The following is a 17,783-nucleotide window of genomic DNA, read 5'->3' as shown; positions in this document are numbered from 1 at the left end:
AGTAGCATGCGAGCGTGACCGAGACCGAGAGCAGACCGGCACGGCGCACCGGCCGCCCGCCCCTGACCGACCGCGCGACACTCCTGGCCGCAGCGCGCGAGCTCGGCTTCTCCGACCTGACGGTCGGCGCGGTGACCGCGCGGGTCGGGGTGAAGTACTCCACGTTCTACCGCCACTTCCCCAGCCTGGAGGCGCTCGTCGCCGCCCTGGTCGACGACGTGGTCACCGACGACGTGTTCCCCGCGACCGACGAGGGCCGTTGGCAGGAGCAGATGCTCGCCTTCGCCGCAGCGACGTTCGACGTGATGGCCGAGCACCCCGGCCTCGCCCCCGCCATGGTGCGGCTGCCGGAGTCCCCCGAGGCCCTGCTGTCGGCCTTCCGCAGGCTCGCCGACCGGCTGCTGGAGGCCGGGTTCACCGCGGAGGACGCGGTGCTGGGCGCCTCGACCGCCATCCACATGGGAATGCAGCCGTGGCTGACGGCGCACTCCCCCGGCACCGGGGACGCGCGGCGGCGCGAGCAGCTGCTGGACTCGGCCGAGCCGTTCGACGCCGCGGTCCGCGCGGTGGTCCGGGACCGGATCGACGACCCTCCCCGCAGCTGGACCCTCAGCCGCGTCGAGCTCGTCGTCGCGGGCCTGGAGACCCGTCTGGCGTCCTGACCCGGACACGACGACGCCCGGGGTGCTTCGCGTGAGCACCCCGGGCGTCGGCGTCGGATCAGGCGGTCAGGTGGGGACGACCTGGTCCGCCTGCGGACCCTTCTGACCCTGGGTGACCTCGAAGGTCACGGTCTGCCCCTCGTCGAGGCTGCGGTATCCGGAGGACTGGATCGCGCTGAAGTGGACGAACAGGTCCTGCCCGCCTCCGTCCGGCGTGATGAACCCGTACCCCTTCTCCGCGTTGAACCACTTGACGGTTCCCTGTGGCATCCGGATGTCTCCTCGCGTCTTGCCGGTTCCTACGGGGTGGACATTAGCCGCACCGGACCCCGCCGTGCTACAGGCGACGTGCGATCGGGTACCGGCGCGTCGCACCGTCCGTCCCGTTCGCCCCGTTCCCGTCGGCCCGCGGGACGTCAGCCGAGGACCGCGGCCAGCACCAGCCCGCCGCTGGTCGCGACGAACGACAGTCCGCTGACGACCCGGAAGACCGGGTGGCGCACGACGCCCGGCCCCCAGGCCATCGGCAGGAACAGCGCCGGGTTGACCCAGGTGCCGAACACCAGCACGGCGACGAGCCAGCCGGGCAGGTCCGGGGCGGCCAGCCCGACCGCGACCAGGATCAGCCCCATCAGCACGAAGTCCAGGTGGGCCTGCAACAGCCGGCGCGGTTCCACGATCCCGATCCGCCGCCAGGCGTCGGGACGGGTCACCGACACCACGACCGCCCAGCCCAGCACCGCACCGAGCGCGAGCTCGACGAGCCCGATCCGCACCATCGCGTCCACCGGGTGATCATGGCCGACGCCCGGTCCCCGCCGGGCACCGGCTCACCGGCGCGGGACCAGCCCGCCCGCGTAGAGCGCCCACGCGACCAGCAGCGGCTGTCCGGCCAGCCGCGCCGCGCGCTTCGTGTCGGTGTCGAGCCCGAAACCGTCGACCCGGTTGCGGTACTGCGAGATGTTCCCGGGGAAGATCGCGGTGAAGAACGCCGCGGCCAGGCCGCCGACCCGGCGCCGCTCCTTCGGCAGGCCGGCCAGCGCGGCACCCAGCGCGATCTCGGCCGCGCCGGAGAGCAGCACGACGTCGTCGGTGTCCATCGGGATCCACGGCGGGACCTGGGCCCGGAACTCGCGGCGGGCGACGGTGAGGTGGGAGGCCCCGGCGAGGACCAGCATCGCGCCGAGCGCGAGGCGGGCGGCGTCCTGCCGGGTACGGGTGCTGACACGGGTCATGGTCCGACCGTGCCACGGAGGGTGCCCACGGGCGCGGCGGGCGACCCGTCAGGGGCGCCCGCGCAGGTCGATCCCGGCGGGGCTCGTGGCGCCGGCCAGCCCGCAGACCAGGTCGAGCTCCGCGACGACGTCCTGCAGCACCTGCGCGACACCGCGGGCCCCGTCGAGGGCGAGGCCGTGCACGAACGGGCGACCGAGCAGCACGGCGCGGGCACCGAGCCGCACGGCGGTGGCCACGTCGGCCCCGGTGCGCACCCCGGAGTCGAGCAGCACCGGGAGCGCGTCCCCGACCGCGTCGACCACACCGGGCAGCGCGTCGAGCGAGGCCACGGAGTGGTCGACCTGGCGACCGCCGTGGTTGGAGACGACGACGCCGTCCACGCCCGCGTCGGCGGCGCGGCGGGCGTCGTCGGGGTGCAGGACTCCCTTGAGGACGATCGGGAGCCGGGTCCGCGAGCGCAGGGTCGCCAGGTCCTCCCAGGACAGCCGGGGTCGCGAGTAGACCCGCAGGAAGGTCTCCACCGCCGCCCGCGGGACGGGCGAGCGCAGGTTGTCCCGGAACCGGCCGGGGGCGTTGCGGGTGATCTCCAGCAGGGTGCGCACGGCCTGTGGGGTGACCGTCGGCCGGGCCCCGGCCGACGGTGCCGCGAGGGTCTCCTCGACCAGCCGGTGGAAGACCGGGTCCGAGGTGTACTGGGCGATCCCGATGCCACGGGCGAAGGGCAGGTGTCCCAGGTCCAGGTCCCGGGGACGCCAGCCGAGCATCGTGGTGTCCAGGGTGACCACGACGGCGTCGCAGCCGGCTGCCTCGGCACGGCCCAGGAAGCTGTCGACGAGGTCGTCGGAGGTGGACCAGTAGAGCTGGAACCAGGTGGGGCCGCCGACCGCGGCGAGGTCCTCCATCGGCGTGCCGGCCTGGTTGGAGATGACCATCGGGACCCCGGCGGCCGCGGCGGCGCGGGCGACCGCGAGGTCGGCGCCACGGCGCACCAGGTCCAGCGCGCCGATCGGGGCGAGCAGCAGCGGGGCGGGCAGCGTGCGACCGAACAGCCCGACGGTCAGGTCGCGCTCGCCGACGTCGCGCAGCACCCGCGGCACGATCTCGTGACGGGCGAACGCGGCCCGGTTGGCGCGCATCGTGGTCTCGGCGCCCGCACCGCCGGTGACGTAGGCGTCGGCCCGCCGGCTCATCGCCCGCCGGGCGCGGCGTTCCCGCTCGTCGGGACCGGTCGGGACGCGGGGCCGGACGCCGGAGACGCCGTACCGGTAGATCCGTTCCTGCCGAGCCCGGCCCGGTGCCGTCATGGCGCCCTCCCCCGTCGTCGCGCGGCCAGCCTACGGGCCGCGCCGCCCGCCCCGGGACGACGGCGACCGGGATCGCCTGCGGTGGCGGGTGGCGGGCGGGACGGTCACCGTCCCCTCAGGTCGGTGAGGGTCAGGACCTGCCCCCGGATCCCCCAGCCGCCGTCGACGACCTCGTCGACGAGGACCATGGTGGTGGCGCGGACCTCGTCGCCGAAGGTGGCGGCGTACACGTCGGTGACCTTCTCGACGAGCTCGCGCTCGGCGTCGGCGTCGAGCAGGCCCGCAGGGACCTCGAGGTCGGCGAACGGCACGGGTGTCTCCTGTCCCGGGTGGACGGCCGGGTACGGCGTGGTGGTCAGTGCGGGTCGGCCGCGTTGAGCCGGGCGACGACGTCGGCGTACTCGCCGCGGGCCTCCGCGCGGCGCAGCGGCAGCACCCGCTCGACGAGGACCTCCCCGTCCGGCGCTCCGGCCTCGAGCAGGGCGAGGACCTCGGCCACGAAGTCGTCGAGCGGCATCGCGATCGGGCTGTCCTGCTGGCCGGGGAGCAGCTCGGTCGCCACCGACGGCGGCACGATCTCGATGAGCTCGACGGTGGTGTCGGAGAGCTGCAGGCGCAGCGACTCGGTGAGCATGTGCACCGCGGCCTTGGTGGCGTTGTAGCTGGGTGTCGCGCCGAGCGGGACGAACGCCAGCCCCGACGAGACGGTCACGACCGACGCGACCGGCCTGCCCCGCAGGTGCTCCACGAGCGCGCCGATCAGCCGGATCGGGCCGAGCAGGTTGGTGGTGACGACCTCCTCGGCCGAGGCCAGGAAGCCCTCGGGGCCGTGCCAGTCCTCGACCCGCATGATCCCGGCCATCGCGACGAGCACGTCGAGGTCGGGGTGCCGGTCGAGGACCTCGGCGACGGCCTTCGTGATGCTCGCCGGGTCGGCGGTGTCGATCTCGACGGCGTCGAGGCCGGGGTGGGCGGCGACGAGCTCGTCGAGCCGGTCGCGGCGTCGGCCGCCGAGGACCACGGTGTTGCCGCGTTCGTGCAGCGACAGGGCCATGGCGAGTCCGATGCCGCTCGTCGAGCCGGGGATGAAGACGGTGCGTCCGGTGATCTGCATGTCCTCACCGTCGCCGCGCGGCGGACGCGACGGCAGAGACCGGTCATCGGGGGATCGCCGGTCCCTGGTTGCCCGGCGGGTACCGCCGGATACTCGGTGACGTGGACCGTGCAGCCCTGGCCGACTTCCTGCGCCGGCACCGCGCCGGCCTCCGCCCCGGTGACGTCGGGCTCCCCGACGGGGCGCGCCGGCGCACGGCGGGGCTGCGCCGCGAGGAGGTCGCGACGCTCGCGGTCATGTCGACCGACTACTACACGCGGCTGGAACAGCAGCGCGGCCCGCAACCGAGCGAGCAGATGCTGACGTCGCTGGCCCGGGCGCTGCGGCTGGGCACCGAGGAGCGCGACTACCTGTTCCGGTGCGCGGGCCGGAACGCGCCGGCGTCCGGCCCGGTGTCCGAGCACGTGGCCCCGGCGCTGCTACGGGTGCTGGACCGGCTGCACGACAGCCCGGCGCTGGTCCTGACCGTGCTCGGCGAGACGCTCGTGCAGAACGACATGGCCCGTGCGCTGTTCGGCGACCACACCCACCACACCGGGCTCGCCCGCAGCGAGGTCTTCCGCTGGTTCACCGACCCGGACGCCCAGCGCATGTACCTGCCCGACGACCGCCCCCGCCAGAGCCGCGCCCAGGTCGCGACGCTCCGGGCGGCACTGGCGGTGCTCGGGCCCCGGTCACGGGCCGGTGAGATCGTGCGGGTGCTCACCGGGCGCAGCCCCGAGTTCGCCGCGCTGTGGGAGCTGCACGAGGTCGGCCGCCGGTTCGCCGACCACAAGACGCTGCCGCACCCGGAGCTCGGCGAGCTGGAGGTGGACTGCCAGGCGTTGTTCACCGAGGACCGGTCCCAGGCGCTGCTCGTGATCACCCCGCCGCCGCGCAGCGAGACCGAGCGGCGCCTGGAGCTGCTGCGGGTGATCGGCAGCGAGCAGTTCAGCGCGGGCTGACCACCCCGGCGCCGGTCACCCCTGCAGCCGCACCGGGAGGGCGGTGAGGGCGTGGATCAGCGTGCTCTCCCGGCGGTGTCCGGGGGTGCCGGCGAGTGTCATGTCCGGGAACCGGGCGAGCAGGGTGCGGAACGCGACGTCGGCCTCCAGCCGGGCCAGCGGGGCGCCGAGGCAGTGGTGGATGCCGTAGCCGAACGCGAGGTGCCCGGAGGTGTCGCGGTCGGGGTCGAGCCGCTGCGGATCGGCGTAGCGCTCGGGGTCGCGGTTGGCCCCGATCAGCGAGACCAGCACGACCTCGCCGGCCGGGACCGTGACGCCGGAGTACTCGACGGGCTCGTCGGTGAAGCGGATGGTGGCGAGGTTGACGGGGCCGTCGTAGCGCAGGAACTCCTCGACCGCGCGCGGCACGCGGTCGGGGTCGGCGCGCAGCCGGGCGTGCTCGGCGGGGTCGCGCAGCAGCGCGAGCATGCCGTTGCCGATGAGGTTCACCGTGGTCTCGTGCCCGGCGACCAGCAGCAGGAACGCCATCGCGGTGACCTCGGTCGGGCTCAGCGAGTCGCCGTCCTCCGAGGCCCGCACGATCTCGGACAGCATGTCGTCGCCGGGGTGCGCGGACTTGTCGGCAACGAGCTCGGCGAGGAACTGCGCCATCGACGCGGCCGCCGCGGCGCGCTCGTCGTCGGGTCCGCTGGACAGCAGCAGGTTCGACCAGTGCCGGAAGTCCTCGCGCCGCTCCCCCGGGACGCCGAGGATCTCGGAGATGACCGTCATCGGCAGAGGGAACGCGAAGTGGTCGAACAGGTCCACCTCGGGACCGGCCTGCTCGGCGGCGTCGGCGAGCTCGGTCGCGATCTGCTCGATGCGCGGTCGGAGCCGGGCGATCGCGCGGACGGTGAAGGCCCGTCCGACGAGCTTGCGCAACCGGGTGTGGTCGGGCGGGTCGGCGTTGAGCATGTGCCCGACGAGCGAGTCGGCGAACTGCCGGATGGAGGTCGCGCCGTGGCGCTGCAGCACCTCGGGCAGCCGCCCGGCGTCCTTCTGCAGCCGCGGGTCGTTGAGCGCGGCGCGGGCGTCGGCGTAACGGGTGATCATCCAGAAGGTCAGCCCGTTCGGCCCGGTCGCGCGGGTGACCGGACGCGCGTCGCGCAGCTCGCGGTAGAGCGCGTCGGGGTCGTCGAAGAAGTCCTGGTCCAGCCGTACCGGCCGGGTGTCGTGATCGATCGTCATCGTCCGCTCCTCGTCCTGGATGGCCTCGACCCTCGCCAGGATTGCACTCATCGTGCAAAAATGCACCCGTGATGAAAGGGACGGAGCGACGCCTCTCGGCCCGGGAGCGCAACCGGCGGTCCATCCTGGACGCCGCGCAGGCCGTGCTGCGCGAGGACCCGGACGCCTCCCTGGACGAGGTCGCAGCCCGGGCCGGCGTCGTGCGGCGGACCGTCTACGGCCACTTCACCAGCCGTCACGACCTGGTGGTCGCCCTCGTCCGGGCGGCGTCCGCGGACTTCGTCGAGCGGGTCGGCGAGGTCGACCCGGACGCGCCGGACCCGGCCGCGGAGCTGGCGGCGACCCTCCTGCGCACCTGGAGCACGTCGCGTCGCTACGGCCCGGTCATCGCGCTGGCCCGCCGGACCGCCGACGAGGAGATCCGCGCCGCGACGGCACCCTTCCACATGATCATGGTCCGGCTGCTGGAGAACGGCCAGCGGACCGGCGTGTTCTCCCGGCACGTCGCGGCGCCGCTGCTGGCCGAGGTGCTGCAGGCCGGGTCGCTGACCTACCTGAGTGCCGCCCAGGAGGGGCGCTGGGACGGTGACGAGACCGACGTCGCCCTCGGTCACCTGCTGACCCTCGGCGTCCCCGTGGCCGAGGCGCGTGCCGCCGTCGCCCGGGCGCGGGCGCGGGCGGCTTGACCTCGACCCGACTCCAGCTCCTACGGTCGCCGGCATGTTCACCGACGACGAGATCACCTACCTGCGCGGACAGCGGATCGGCCGGCTCGCGACCGCACGGCCGGACGGGACGTTGCAGGTCAACCCGGTCGGGTTCGGCGTCAACACGACGCTGGGGACCATCGACGTGGGCGGGTTCCGGATGGAGCGCAGCCGCAAGTTCGGCAACGTCGCCGCCAACGGGCAGGTCGCGTTCGTCGTCGACGACGTGCTGTCGACCGACCCGTGGCGGGTCCGGTTCGTCGAGCTCCGCGGACGGGCCGAGGCGCTGACCGACCCGACGGACTCGGCGGGGCAGCCGACGGCGTCGAGGGCGATCATCCGGATCCACCCGACCCGGATCCTCAGCCTGGCGCTGTCCCCGGAGGAGCAGCGGATGCACCCGCACGAGGCGAGGCTCCGGGCGCGCGACGTGGGCTGAGACCGGCTACAGCATCGCGTCGATCTCGCCACGGTGGAACGCGAGGGGCGTGGCCGGGAACCCGTAGCGGTCCTGGTGCCGGGTCGCCGACCCGCACCACCCGCAGCGGCCCACCGCGTCGTAGACGGCGCGGCTCTCCAGCTCGGCGCGGCGCGCCGGGACCGCGGCGACGGCGGCGGGACGCGCCCCCGGCACGGTGGACCTCCTCGCCGCCCGGCCGGACAGCCGGGAGTGCAGCCACCAGCCCGCCACCGGGAGCGCGACCAGGAAGGCCGCGACGACGAGCCACTGCAGGAGCCCGATCACCGTGCCGACCACGAGGACGGCCAGCACGACGATCCCGATCGCCTGGGCGAGCGTGAGCACGATCTTCGACATCACTTCTCCACGTCCGGTGTGGGCGGTTCCGGTGCCGATGTCGCCCCACCGCGGCCAGTCGTTACCTCCGGCTCCGGCCGCCGCGCGGGCCCGGGATCATCCGCCGGTGTCGCGGACGTCGGTGCCCCGCTCGGCGAACGCCGCGAAGTCCTGCATGTGCAGGAGCGACTGCCTGCGGAACGCACCGCGCATCACGGGTGCGAGCCACCGCATCGGGGCGCTCCCGAACCGGTACTCGTTCTCACTCACCCAGAGCGTGCGGTCCGGGCCCGCCTCGGTCAGCCGCTCGCGCGCGGCGCTCCACATCCCGTCGGCGACGATCTCGCGCTCGAACCGGACGACGCCGTCCTCCGTCGTCAGGCACAGGTCGGCGGGTTCCCGTCGCGTGATCGTCTCGACGGCCTCCATCTCCTGCCGTCCGGTCCGCAGCACGACCCGCGACCGGGTACCGACCTGCCCGTGCGGCCCGTCGAGCGGCTCGTGCAGCACCAGTCCCCGTAGCCACGCAGGCAGGTGCACGGGATCGGCGAGCAGCGCGGCCACCCTCGCGCGCGGCCGGGCGATCTCGATCGAGACGGTGTACCTCACCGCTCTGCCACCCCGTCGAGCCAGCGGCTCCAGGTGGCGACGAGGGACTCCCGGTCGGTCGATCCGGTCTCGTGGTGCCCGACCGCCGTCCCCATCCCGATCAGGGAGCGCTCGTGGAAGCGCACCAGGGCCGTGTCGGTACGGATCCCGAGATGGGTGCCGGTACGGATGTCGACGACCCCGGGACCGACGGGTGTCTCGACCCGGTCACCCACGTGCGGGTCGCCGAGCGCGGCGAGGACGCCCGGCCAGACGTCCGGGTCCGGTGGGGCCTCCGTCTCGGCGTAGACCGCGGGGCGCCCGGGGAAGTGGCGGAGGTACTCGGCCAGGGTGAACAGGTAGAGGTCCCAGCCGAGGCCGGTCATGGTCTCCCACTCGTCGCCCCAGTCCTCCTCGCGGATCCCGCTGTGGACGAACCGCAGGACCGTGCTGCCACCGCTCGCCGCCTCGACGACGTACTCGATGGCCTGGGTCCCGAAGCGTTGCTCCAACCTGCGCGGGGGGTCCTCCACGACCTCTGCGGCCGCGTCCTCGGGGACGTCCTCGACGGTCATGAACCAGCCGGCCTGCCCCTCGGGGGTGGCGATCGCCCGCCACACCTCGTCGGGGCCGGCGGGCAGGGCGATCTCGCGGCGGATCTCGAAGTTCACGTCTCCTCCTCGGGGGGAAGGCTCGGGTGCAGGGCCACGACCAGGCGGTGGGGCCTGCCCCGGTCGGAGTGGTAGCGCGCGGCGAGAGCGCGGGTGGCCTCGCCCAGCTCGCGTGTGAAGGCCGCCCGGTCCGCCGCGGTGGCGAAGGTGATCTCGCCGTCGATCGCGAACGTCGCGACCCGTCGCCCGCGGGCCCCGGTGACGAGCCGGCCGACCTCGCGCAGCAGCCGGTCCGCCAGCGCGAGGAGCCACTGCACCGACAGGGTGTCCGGTGACCGCTCCGGGTCCGGCGCGAGCAGCACCCACGCCCGGGGTGAGATCACGAACGCGTCCGCCGAGGCGCGCAGGACGCGCTCGGTCATGTTCCCCCTGCGCCGCTCCTCGACCAGCTCGACGAGACCGTGGGCCTCCAGTGCACGCAGGTGGTAGTTCACCTTCTGCCGGCTCATCCCCGTCACCGGGGCCAGCGACGTGGCCGAGCCGGGCTCCCGCAGCAGCCGGAGCAGCCGGGCGCGGACCGGATCGAGGGCGATCGCGGCGGCGGTGGGGTCCTCGATCACGGTCGTCCTGTCCGGCACGGCGTCGAGTCTCCAACCGAAACGAACTCTTGTCAAGACAGCGCGTGTTGTCGGCCGATGGATCGGCACCCGCGGCTCCCCCGGGCGCACACCGCAATGCCCCGACGGTCCCCCGCGCCGGCCCGGTCGGACCCGGCCCAGCCCGGCCGGGCCCGGCCGCGACGGGCCGGGCCGGGTCGCGCGACCCGACCGGGCCGGCCGGACGGGCATGCAGGCTGCGCGTCGTGGACGGCGGCATGACGCCGCGCCGCGCGCGGCGGGACGCCGCAGACCCGGCGGGCCGGAACGGCCACACCCCGGAGCATCCGCGTGCGCGCTCCGACCTGCCGCACACAGGGATCGACCGCGGACCCCCTCGGCGGGACTCCGGGTCGGTTCTCCCCGATCGCTGCCCGAGTCACATCGACCTCGGGACATGCCCCCCGATCGGACTCGGACCGATGACCGCCGTCAGGGGCCTACGTGCTCGCGTGCACGATGGCGTCGGCGAAGGTGTCGGGCGCCTCGACCGGGACGAAGTGACCGACCCCGTCCACGAACTGGACGGTGACCTGCGCGAAGAACTCTCCGACACGGTCGGACCAGGCGCGCAGGAACAGGGGGTCGTGCTCGGCCCACAGGAACCCGTGGGGACCATGATCTTCTCGTCGGGGACCGTCTCGCCCAGGTAGCGCGCCACGACGTTCCCGGCCGCCCGGTAGTACCCGATCGAGGCGACGAACGCGCCGGGGGCGCCGTACACCGACGTCAGGTGCTCGAGCCGGGCGGCGTCCACGACGAAGTCCGGGCCGGACCAGTGGGTCCAGAAGTACTCCAGATAGTCCCGTACGGCGTCCGGTTTCCCGTCGAGGAGCTTCTCGGCCAGGTCGAGATGATGGAAGGACTGGTACCAGAACTCGCGGAAGGGATCCTCGCTGAGGATCCGTGACCCGACGCCGGGGGCCGGTGGCGTGATGACCAGGGCGCCGACCAGGTCGGGCCGGTCCTTCGCGATCTGCTGACCGACCCTGCTACCGATGTCGTAGCCGCCCAGCACGACCCGGGAAAGCCCCAGCTCCTCGATCAGTCCCGTCACGCTGCGGGCCTGGGCCACCATGCTGTAGGCGTCGCCGGGGTCGCGGAGGTGCTTGTCCGAGGCGCCGAAACCGCGCAGGTCCGGCACGACGACGTCGAACTCGTCCCCGAGCCTCTCGGCGACGGAGGCCATGTCCGTCCGGTCCCCGGGCCAACCGTGGAGCAGGACCACCGGCGGCCGGCCGGCCGATCCCAGACGGTCGAAGCTCAGGGTGAATCCATCGACCGGGGCTCCCGTCGACATCGAGAACACGCTCCTTCCCGCAACACCCGCGTGCGCCGAGCCGCGGGCCGACGCACGCTCTCGCGCGCCGAGCGACCCACTGTCGACGATCACCTTCCGCGAACTCTAGTAGCTCGACCGACAACGACCGTCACGCTCAGGCCACTCCCGCACAGCGGCCGGGCTCCTCACCCGGCGCCACCGGCACCTCCGCCGCGGGAGCCGACGAGGACCGTCACCCGCGCGAGCGGCCTACTGTGTCGCCCATGTCCGACATGTGGCTGTCCGACACCCGCTCGTCGTACGACACCGACGCCGCCGGATACGCCGAGAAGGTCCGTGGCCTGCTCGGCGGCAATCCCTACCTGCGCGCGGGCCTCGGGTTGTTCGCAGAGTCGGTGCGCGACGCCGGTGGCGGCCCGGTCGTCGACGTCGGCTGCGGCCCCGGCTACGTCACCCGCCACCTCCAGGACGCCGGAGTGGACGCATTCGGTATCGACCTCTCACCCGAGCTGATCGCGATCGCACGCCGCGACTACCCCGGGCTCCGCTTCGAGGTGGGGACGATGACCGACCTCGACCTGGCCGACGGCTCGGTCGCCGGCCTCCTGGCGTTCTGGTCGATCGTCCATGTGCCCGACCATGCCCTGCCCGGGGTGTTCGAACAGTTCCACCGAGTGCTGCGCCCCCGGGCACCGCTCCTCATCGGCTTCCACGTCGGCGACGAGACACACCACACGTCCGAGGGCTACACCGGTCGACCGATCACCATCGACAGCTACCACCGCCGGCCGAGCACGGTCGCGGGTGGGCTCCGGGACGCGGGGTTCACCATCGAGGCCCAACTGGTCATCCGACCGGACGAGGCCGTCCCGGGGGCCATGATCTTCGCGCGCAGCCGGCCCTGAGCGCAGATCGGCGCCTGATCGCTCTCACCTCCGATCCACCACGGTCGCGTGACCCCCCGGCACCGGCAGCGCGTCGCAGACGAGCACCGATGTCGGCTCGGTGCAGCTGAGCGGTCCTGTGGCGTCCGTAGTCGTCCGACGAGTCGCTCTCCCGGCTCCAGTTCGGGAGACACGTGTGCGATGGGCTCGGACGACTGCGGGTGGAGCTGAGCACCGGCCGTCTCGACCGCTGCACGAGGACGAGAAGTGCCGCGGTCTCGACCTGGTCGAGCCGACCGACGTCATGTCGGTGACGGGCCTGCGGATCGGCGAGGCCACCGCGGTCACCTGGGACGCGCTCGATCAGGAGACCGGAACCGTGGAGGTGCGGGGCACCGTCGTCCGCATCAAGGGCAAGGGCGTGTCGACCAGGTGGAAGCCGAAGAGCAGGAGCGGGTACCGGACGCTGGAGCTGTCGAGCTGGGCGCCGACGATGCTCCGTGAGCGCCGGGCCGCCGTCCCGGACGCTGACGGGCAGGCCCCGGTGTTCCCCGCCGTCATGGGTGGGCTGCGCGATCCGTCGAACACCCAGGCGGACCTGCGGGACATCGTCGCCCGGGCGGGCCCCGGCTGGGTCACCTCGCACGTGTGTCGCACGACGGTCGCGACACTGACGGACGACGCCGGACTCTCGGCTCGCCAGGCCGCGGACCAGCTCGGCCACTCGACGATCTCGATGACGCAGGTCTTGCACGTCGGCCGCAAGGTGGCCGCGACCGGGGCCAAGGAGGTCCTGGAGGTCGTCGGAACGACGTCGACCCCCGGAGCCCATGAGTGTGGGTTTCCTGGGGGATCGATCTCGGGTCGCTGCCCGGGTCACGTCACTGACCTCGGGGAAAGCTCCTCCGATTGGACTCGAACCAATAACCGCCCGATTAACAGTCGGGTGCTCTGCCATTGAGCTACGGAGGACCGTTCATGCCGTTCCGGATGGTGTTCCCGGCGACGAGAAGAACTCTACAACACCCCGGACAGCCCCCTCGCAACCCCCCGTTCGGCCGCTGTTCCCGCTGGTCGCGACCCCGTCCGGGTGGCGGTCGGACAGTGGCCGCGGTCCGGGTACGGTCGCGGTCGGAGGTGAGGGGAATGGTCAAGTTCCTCGTGGGTGTCGCCGTCGGGTACGTCCTCGGCACCAGAGCCGGTCACGAGCGCTACGAACAGCTCGTCCGTGCCTACCACCGGGCGGCGGACCATCCCGCGGTCCAGGGTGCCGCGGGCGTCGCGCGGGCGGGCGTGGAGGGTGCGATCGACAAGGTGCGCGGCGGCCAGAACACCGGTCGCTGAGGCGCAGCCACACCCCCGGCCGGATCCGGCACCGGGCACGACCGGTGGGGACCCCCCACGGGGTCGGAGCGGGGGTCAGCGGGTGCGGGCGACGGCGAAGACCCGGCGGAACGGGAACCAGGTCCCGCCGTCGGCGCTGGGCGGGTAGGCCGCCCGCAGCCGGGGGGCGAGCTCGCGTACGAAGTCGGCGTAGGCGTCGTCGTCCAGGGCGTCCCGGACCGGGCGCAGGGCGGTGCCGGAGATCCAGCGCAGGACCGGGTCCTCACCGTCGAGTCGCTGCAGGTAGGTCGTCTCCCAGGCGTCGACGTCGGCGCCCCCGGCGGCCAGGAGGTCGGCGTAACCGAGCGGGTCGAGCACGGTCCCGGTGCCGCGCAGCACGATCCGGTCGCGCCACCGCGGCAGGGTGGCGACCTCCCTGGTCAGGACGTGCGAGGGTGCGTCGAAGTTGCCGGGCACCTGCACCGCGATCCACGCACCGGGAGCGAGGGAGGCCGTCCACCGGCGCAGCACCTCGGGGTGCTCGGGCACCCACTGGAGCACCGCGTTGGACACGAGCACGCCGGTGTCGCGGGGCGGTGTCCAGTCGCGCACGTCGACCCGGGTGGCGTCGACGCCCGCGGCCCGCGCCGCGGCGACCATGTCCGGTGAGGAGTCGAACGCCTCCACGGTCGCCGCCGGCCAGCGCCGGGCCAGCAGGCCGGTCAGGTGGCCGGGCCCGCAACCGGCGTCGACCACCCGGGTCAGCGCCGGGTCCGGCTCGCCCACCCGGGCCAGCAGGTCGAGGAACGGGCGGGAGCGGTGGTCGTCGAAGGCCCGGTAGAGCTGCGGGTCCCAGGTCGTGGTCACGGGTCCTCCGGGAGGCGGGCGGCGATGCCCTCGGCCAGCCGTCGTGCGGCGCCGGGGTCGGTGCCGGGGTCGGGACGCACCTGGAGCACCAGCCCGTCGCGGCCGGGGACCCGGCGCTGCAGCACCCAGGCCCCTCCCCCGGGCAGCTCCCGGCGGTTGCGGGTGCGGATGGACTGGGTGACCCGTTCCTGCACCGCCTGCGGGACCTTGCCCGGCTCGGCCAGCCGGAACCGCAGGGGACGCCCGTCGGCCAGCAGCTCGGTGCCGGGGGCGATCTGCTCGGCCGAGGTCGGTGTCACGACCAGGCTCACCTTGTCCCAGGTGGCCTTGGCGATCTCGTGCCAGCCCAGCCGCGCGCCGCCGGGCGGCCAGATCCCCCACGAGGTCACCACGAGCATCCCGTCCGGGGCCTGCGCGGTCGCGACGACGGCCTCGGAGTCGGCCAGGGACTCGGCCACCGCGTCGGGCACCGGCTCGTGGCCGAACAGCCGCGCCCAGAGCCCCGTCACGACGCGACCCCGGAGGCCTGCTCGCGCAGCTGGATCTTGTACTGCTCCAGCGGGACGAGCACCCCGAACAGGTCCATGTACTCGTCGTGGTCGGTCTCGGCGTTGGTGCGCTGCAGCTGCGACTTGAGGTCGGCGATCTCGCGCTCGACCAGGCCGAGTCGGACCCCGGCGAGGACGCCGTTGACGTAGCGGACCTCGTCGGTGTTGCGCTTGGGGAGCTCCAGGTCCTCCACGGCCAGCTCGCTGACCAGGCGCTTCACGTCGTCCCCCGCCCCCTCGGCGACGACCGCGTCGAGCCAGTCCGAGCCGTCGAGCCCGGCGCACACCCCGCCCGCCGCCATGATCGCCCGGTGCACCGCGGCCAGCTGCGGATGAGTGAACCCGGCCTCGGGCAGCTCGTCGAACCCGGGTCCGACGACGCCGGGGATCTGCAGGGCCGCCTTCAGCGCCTCCCGCTGCAGGTGCAGCTGCGTGTCGTCGCGCTTCGGGGCGGGCAGCGGAGCCCGCCGCCGGGAACGGCCGCCCTCCGGCGACACCCCGGCGCTCTCGCGCACCCGTCGCACGACGACGGCGATGTCGTCCCAGCCGACCCACCCGGCGAGCCTGCGGGCGTACTCGTCGCGCAGGTCCTCCCGCTTGATCCGGGCGACCAGCGGCACGGTGCGCTGCAGGGCCGCGACCCGGCCCTCGGCGCTGGCGAGGTCGTGGCTGCGCAGCTCGGTGCGGATGGCGAACTCGAACAGCGGCTCGCGGCGGGCCACGAGGTCCTTCACGGCCGCGTCGCCGTGGTTGTTGCGCAGGTCGCAGGGGTCCTGGCCGTCCGGGGCGACGGCGACGAAGGTCTGTGCGGCGAAGTTCTGGTCGCCCTCGAACGCCTTCATCGCGGCGTTCTGCCCGGCCGCGTCGCCGTCGAAGGTGTAGATGACCTCGCCGCGGTCGAAGGAGTCGTCGCCGATCAGCCTGCGGATGACCGAGACGTGCTCGGTGCCGAACGCCGTGCCACAGGAGGCGACGGCGGTGGTCACCCCGGCGAGGTGCATCGCCATCACGTCGGTGTAGCCCTCGACGACGACGACCTGGCGGGTCTTCGCGATCTCGCGCTTGGCCTGGTCCAGGCCGAACAGCACGTGGGTCTTGCGGTAGACCGGCGTCTCGGAGGTGTTGAGGTACTTGGCCTCGATGCCGTCGTCGTCGAACAGCCGGCGCGCGCCGAACCCCACGACGTCGCCGCCCAGGTCCCGGATCGGCCAGAGCAGGCGCCGGTGGAACCGGTCGATCGCGCCACGCCTGCCCTCCTTGGAGATGCCGGCCTTGATCAGCTCGTCCAGCTGGTAGCCCTGTGCCAGCAGGTGCTTGGTGACGGTGTCCCAGCCCGCCGGGGCGTAGCCGCAGCCGAACTTCTCGGCGGCGGCGGCGTCGAAGCCGCGGTCGGCGAGGAACTGCATGCCCGCACGGCCTGCGGGGGTGGCGAGCTGCTCGGCGTAGAACGCCTGTGCCTTCTTGTTGATCTCCAGCAGGCGGCTGCGGGTGCCGCGGTCGCGCTGCACCGAGGACCCGCCGCCCTCGTAGGTCAGCCGGACCCCGCAGCGCTCGGCGAGCCGCTCGACGGCCTCGGGGAACCCGATGACCTCCATCTTCATGACGAAGTCGATGACGCTGCCGTGCTCGCCGCAGCCGAAGCAGTGGAACGTGCCGTGCGAGGGGCGGACGGTGAACGACGGGGACTTCTCGTCGTGGAACGGGCACAGGCCCTTCAGCGAGCCCGCCCCGGCGCGGCGGAGGGCCACGTACTCCTCGACGATCTCCTCGACCCGCGTGCGGTTGCGGACCTCGGTGATGTCGGCGTCCCGGATCCGTCCTGCCACGCCGGCCAGTCTAGGCGCCTGCGGCCCGGCGCCCCGGTCCACCCGCCGCCGGGGCGGCGCCGTCGGTCTCCGGCCCTCCCGGCGGCACGGCGCCGACCGCGTCGGTCACGACACGGCGGTCCCGCAGGCCGGGCACCCGGCCCAGCCCGACGAACATCCCGACCAGGGCGATGCCCAGGCCGAGCACCGCCTGCACGGTGAGCGGCTCCCCGAGCACGGGCACCGCGACCAGCGCGGTCGTGGCCGGGACCAGGTTCAGCAGCGACGACACGAACACCGTGGACCGGCGCCGCAGCAGCACGAACATCAGCACGAACGCGCCCGCCGAGTTCACGACCCCGAGGAACACGACGGCCGCCCAGCCCGACGCCGCGCGGGGCAGCCAGTCCGCGCCGAGGAACGGCCATGCCACCAGGGTCGCGACCAGCGAGGTCGCCATCTGGACGACGACGCTGGTCACCACCGGCGTGTCGTCGTTGAAGCGCTTCTGGTAGAGCGTCCCGGAGGCGAGCGCGAGCATGCCCAGCACCGGGAACACGAGGTTGCCGCCCAGCCCCGCGCCCAGGTCGTCGGCCAGCACCACGTAGACGCCGGTGGCGCCGATCAGCAGCCCCAGCACCGGCCCGACGCCCAGACGGGTGGCGAGCAGCAGCGGGGTCAGCAGCCCGACGAGCAGCGGCGCCATGCCGAGGATCAGGCTCGACAGTCCGGCGGGGACCCCCGAGGCGAGCCCGCTGTAGACGAAGGTGAACTGCCCGACCTGCAGCAGCAACGCGGTCACCGCGAGGTGCACCCAGGCACGTCCCCGCGGGAGGCCCGGGCGTAGCACCGCGACCGCGACCAGCATCACCACCAGCGCGACGACGAACCGCCAGAACAGGACCGCGGGGACGTCGGTCGACCCGGTCGCGATCTTGCCCGCGATGAAGCCGGACGCCCAGAGCGGGACGAAGAGCACGGCCAGCAGCGGGACCAGCCAACGCGAGGAGAGCACGGCCCCACTCCATCGCAGTGCTAACGACCGGGCAACCCGGGTGTCGCAGCCCTCACCCCCGGGACGGCCCACGACCGGCGCCGGACCGGCCGGACGCCGCTCCGCCGGGATCGGTGCCCGGCCGGGCGTGCCGCACGGGCCGCTCGCTCCGGTCACCCTCGCCCGCCGGCGACCTCCCCGAGCACGCGACCGGAACTGTAGTCTCCACTACAGA

At 73.7% G+C, this 17,783-nt stretch carries 22 protein-coding genes, 1 tRNA gene and 1 pseudogene; 7 read left to right on the top strand and 17 right to left on the bottom strand.

The window, feature by feature from the left end:
* Positions 1-14 precede the first annotated feature (14 nt).
* Positions 15-662, top strand: coding sequence for a TetR/AcrR family transcriptional regulator (locus KPF47_RS01155; RefSeq protein ID WP_224386344.1), 648 nt, complete (start codon positions 15-17; stop codon positions 660-662).
* Between the two features lie 66 nt (positions 663-728).
* On the opposite strand, the gene KPF47_RS01150 is transcribed toward KPF47_RS01155, so the two are convergent.
* The 6 genes from KPF47_RS01150 to KPF47_RS01125 all read right to left on the bottom strand — a co-directional run bounded on the left by KPF47_RS01150 (position 729) and on the right by KPF47_RS01125 (position 4,316).
* Positions 729-932, bottom strand: coding sequence for a cold-shock protein (locus KPF47_RS01150; protein ID WP_020624259.1), 204 nt, complete (start codon positions 930-932; stop codon positions 729-731).
* A gap of 146 nt (positions 933-1,078) precedes the next feature.
* The gene (locus KPF47_RS01145) at positions 1,079-1,441 is read right to left on the bottom strand and encodes a hypothetical protein (RefSeq protein WP_224386780.1); all 363 of its coding nucleotides are present in this window, start codon (positions 1,439-1,441) and stop codon (positions 1,079-1,081) included.
* A 51-nt stretch (positions 1,442-1,492) separates the two neighbouring features.
* Entirely contained in the window at positions 1,493-1,897 is a 405-nt protein-coding gene (locus KPF47_RS01140; RefSeq protein WP_224386343.1) for a hypothetical protein, read from the bottom strand.
* Positions 1,898-1,945: 48 nt separating this feature from the next.
* Positions 1,946-3,202: an alpha-hydroxy-acid oxidizing protein gene (locus KPF47_RS01135; protein ID WP_224386342.1), complete on the bottom strand. Its 1,257-nt coding sequence runs from the start codon at positions 3,200-3,202 to the stop codon at positions 1,946-1,948.
* A 104-nt stretch (positions 3,203-3,306) separates the two neighbouring features.
* Entirely contained in the window at positions 3,307-3,513 is a 207-nt protein-coding gene (locus KPF47_RS01130) for a tautomerase family protein (protein WP_224386341.1), read from the bottom strand.
* Positions 3,514-3,557: 44 nt separating this feature from the next.
* Positions 3,558-4,316, bottom strand: coding sequence for an SDR family oxidoreductase (locus KPF47_RS01125; RefSeq protein WP_224386340.1), 759 nt, complete (start codon positions 4,314-4,316; stop codon positions 3,558-3,560).
* A 101-nt stretch (positions 4,317-4,417) separates the two neighbouring features.
* On the opposite strand from KPF47_RS01125, the gene KPF47_RS01120 reads away from it, so the two are divergent.
* Entirely contained in the window at positions 4,418-5,260 is an 843-nt protein-coding gene (locus KPF47_RS01120) for a helix-turn-helix transcriptional regulator (RefSeq protein WP_224386339.1), read from the top strand.
* Between the two features lie 15 nt (positions 5,261-5,275).
* Here the strand turns inward: KPF47_RS01120 and KPF47_RS01115 are convergent, their stop codons facing one another.
* Positions 5,276-6,487, bottom strand: coding sequence for a cytochrome P450 (locus tag KPF47_RS01115; protein WP_224386338.1), 1,212 nt, complete (start codon positions 6,485-6,487; stop codon positions 5,276-5,278).
* Positions 6,488-6,558: 71 nt separating this feature from the next.
* Between KPF47_RS01115 and KPF47_RS01110 the strand changes: the two genes are divergently transcribed.
* Entirely contained in the window at positions 6,559-7,173 is a 615-nt protein-coding gene (locus tag KPF47_RS01110; protein WP_224386337.1) for a TetR/AcrR family transcriptional regulator, read from the top strand.
* 34 nt (positions 7,174-7,207) lie between these two features.
* Positions 7,208-7,633, top strand: coding sequence for a PPOX class F420-dependent oxidoreductase (locus KPF47_RS01105; protein WP_224386336.1), 426 nt, complete (start codon positions 7,208-7,210; stop codon positions 7,631-7,633).
* Positions 7,634-7,639: 6 nt separating this feature from the next.
* Here the strand turns inward: KPF47_RS01105 and KPF47_RS01100 are convergent, their stop codons facing one another.
* The 5 genes from KPF47_RS01100 to KPF47_RS01080 form a co-directional block, all read right to left on the bottom strand.
* Complete coding sequence (locus tag KPF47_RS01100) at positions 7,640-8,011, bottom strand: hypothetical protein (protein WP_224386335.1); 372 nt, start codon at positions 8,009-8,011, stop codon at positions 7,640-7,642.
* A 96-nt stretch (positions 8,012-8,107) separates the two neighbouring features.
* A complete protein-coding gene (locus tag KPF47_RS01095; protein ID WP_224386334.1) occupies positions 8,108-8,599 on the bottom strand; it encodes an SRPBCC family protein in 492 nt (163 codons plus the stop codon).
* The gene (locus KPF47_RS01090; protein WP_224386333.1) at positions 8,596-9,249 is read right to left on the bottom strand and encodes an SRPBCC domain-containing protein; all 654 of its coding nucleotides are present in this window, start codon (positions 9,247-9,249) and stop codon (positions 8,596-8,598) included. The genes KPF47_RS01095 and KPF47_RS01090 overlap by 4 nt, the downstream gene beginning before the upstream one ends.
* Positions 9,246-9,827 (bottom strand): helix-turn-helix domain-containing protein, encoded by a 582-nt coding sequence (locus KPF47_RS01085; RefSeq protein WP_224386332.1) that lies wholly within the window; start codon positions 9,825-9,827, stop codon positions 9,246-9,248. The genes KPF47_RS01090 and KPF47_RS01085 overlap by 4 nt, the downstream gene beginning before the upstream one ends.
* Before the next feature lie 397 nt (positions 9,828-10,224).
* Entirely contained in the window at positions 10,225-11,238 is a 1,014-nt protein-coding gene (locus tag KPF47_RS01080; RefSeq protein WP_224386331.1) for an alpha/beta fold hydrolase, read from the bottom strand.
* Between the two features lie 152 nt (positions 11,239-11,390).
* Between KPF47_RS01080 and KPF47_RS01075 the strand changes: the two genes are divergently transcribed.
* Both KPF47_RS01075 and KPF47_RS40720 read left to right on the top strand, forming a co-directional pair.
* A complete protein-coding gene (locus KPF47_RS01075; protein WP_224386330.1) occupies positions 11,391-12,032 on the top strand; it encodes a class I SAM-dependent methyltransferase in 642 nt (213 codons plus the stop codon).
* 283 nt (positions 12,033-12,315) lie between these two features.
* Positions 12,316-12,744 (top strand): annotated as a pseudogene (locus KPF47_RS40720) (tyrosine-type recombinase/integrase); the annotation flags it as partial.
* A gap of 167 nt (positions 12,745-12,911) precedes the next feature.
* Here KPF47_RS40720 and KPF47_RS01065 read toward each other — a convergent pair.
* Positions 12,912-12,983, bottom strand: a tRNA-Asn gene (locus KPF47_RS01065).
* A gap of 174 nt (positions 12,984-13,157) precedes the next feature.
* Between KPF47_RS01065 and KPF47_RS01060 the strand changes: the two genes are divergently transcribed.
* A complete protein-coding gene (locus KPF47_RS01060; RefSeq protein WP_224386329.1) occupies positions 13,158-13,355 on the top strand; it encodes a hypothetical protein in 198 nt (65 codons plus the stop codon).
* Positions 13,356-13,430: 75 nt separating this feature from the next.
* Here KPF47_RS01060 and KPF47_RS01055 read toward each other — a convergent pair whose 3' ends face one another.
* The 4 genes from KPF47_RS01055 to KPF47_RS01040 are packed head-to-tail and all read right to left on the bottom strand — an operon-like array spanning position 13,431 to position 17,569.
* Positions 13,431-14,201 carry a trans-aconitate 2-methyltransferase gene (locus KPF47_RS01055; RefSeq protein ID WP_224386328.1) on the bottom strand — a complete coding sequence of 257 codons (771 nt, stop codon included), beginning with the start codon at positions 14,199-14,201 and terminating at the stop codon, positions 13,431-13,433.
* Positions 14,198-14,710 (bottom strand): hypothetical protein, encoded by a 513-nt coding sequence (locus KPF47_RS01050; RefSeq protein ID WP_224386327.1) that lies wholly within the window; start codon positions 14,708-14,710, stop codon positions 14,198-14,200. Before KPF47_RS01050 ends, KPF47_RS01055 begins: the two co-directional genes overlap by 4 nt.
* The gene (gene dnaG / locus KPF47_RS01045; RefSeq protein WP_224386326.1) at positions 14,707-16,575 is read right to left on the bottom strand and encodes a DNA primase; all 1,869 of its coding nucleotides are present in this window, start codon (positions 16,573-16,575) and stop codon (positions 14,707-14,709) included. The genes KPF47_RS01050 and dnaG overlap by 4 nt, the downstream gene beginning before the upstream one ends.
* A 10-nt stretch (positions 16,576-16,585) precedes the next feature.
* On the bottom strand, positions 16,586-17,569 hold the full coding sequence (locus KPF47_RS01040) for a DMT family transporter (RefSeq protein WP_224386325.1): 984 nt from the start codon (positions 17,567-17,569) through the stop codon (positions 16,586-16,588).
* Between the last annotated feature and the right edge of the window lie 214 nt (positions 17,570-17,783).

Source organism: Pseudonocardia sp. ICBG1293, from assembly GCF_020131355.1.
In the GTDB taxonomy this organism is placed as follows: Bacteria; Actinomycetota; Actinomycetes; order Mycobacteriales; family Pseudonocardiaceae; genus Pseudonocardia.
This window is presented reverse-complemented; position numbering and strand designations above follow the sequence as displayed.